Below are 722 nucleotides of genomic sequence, written 5' to 3' on the forward strand. Positions count from 1 at the left end.
CCGCCCATCATCTGCACCACCTCGTCGAGCGCGGTGCGCTGCTCGTAGGGGCCGGGCAGAAAGCCCTTGTGGCTCACGTAGATCAGGCGCGGGTTGAGCTTTTGGAGTGTCTCGTAGTCCAGGCCAAGCTTGTGCATGGTGCCGGGCTTGAAGTTCTCGCTGACGATGTCGGCGCTGGCGATCAGGCGCAGCGCGGCCTCCACGCCTGCGGGGTGCTTGAGGTCGAGCGCGATGCTTTTCTTGTTGCGGTTGAAGGTCGGGAAGAAGCCGGCGCCCGAGCCGAGCAGGCGGCGCGTGCTGTCGCCTTCCATGGGCTCGACCTTGATGACCTCGGCGCCCAGGTCGGCCAGCAGCATGCCGCAGGTCGGGCCCANGCTTGAAGTTCTCGCTGACGATGTCGGCGCTGGCGATCAGGCGCAGCGCGGCCTCCACGCCTGCGGGGTGCTTGAGGTCGAGCGCGATGCTTTTCTTGTTGCGGTTGAAGGTCGGGAAGAAGCCGGCGCCCGAGCCGAGCAGGCGGCGCGTGCTGTCGCCTTCCATGGGCTCGACCTTGATGACCTCGGCGCCCAGGTCGGCCAGCAGCATGCCGCAGGTCGGGCCCATCACCATGTGGGTGAATTCAACGACGCGTATGCCGGTGTAGGGCAGCGGTGGGGCTTCAGACATGCGCCACTCCCTGGACAAAGCCCTTGGGCAGGCCGGCTTCGGGCGTCATGCCGTAC

At 66.7% G+C, this 722-nt stretch carries 1 protein-coding gene; it reads right to left on the reverse strand.

The genetic code is table 11. The features are described 5' to 3' along the window. Nucleotides 1-356 (reverse strand): CoA transferase (locus QZH66_RS17595; protein ID WP_305807117.1); only part of this gene is annotated, 356 nt, incomplete at its 3' end. Nucleotides 357-722: the final 366 nt, after the last annotated feature.

It is taken from the genome of Stenotrophomonas sp. YIM B06876 (assembly GCF_030711595.1).
Classification (GTDB): domain Bacteria; phylum Pseudomonadota; class Gammaproteobacteria; order Xanthomonadales; family Xanthomonadaceae; genus Stenotrophomonas.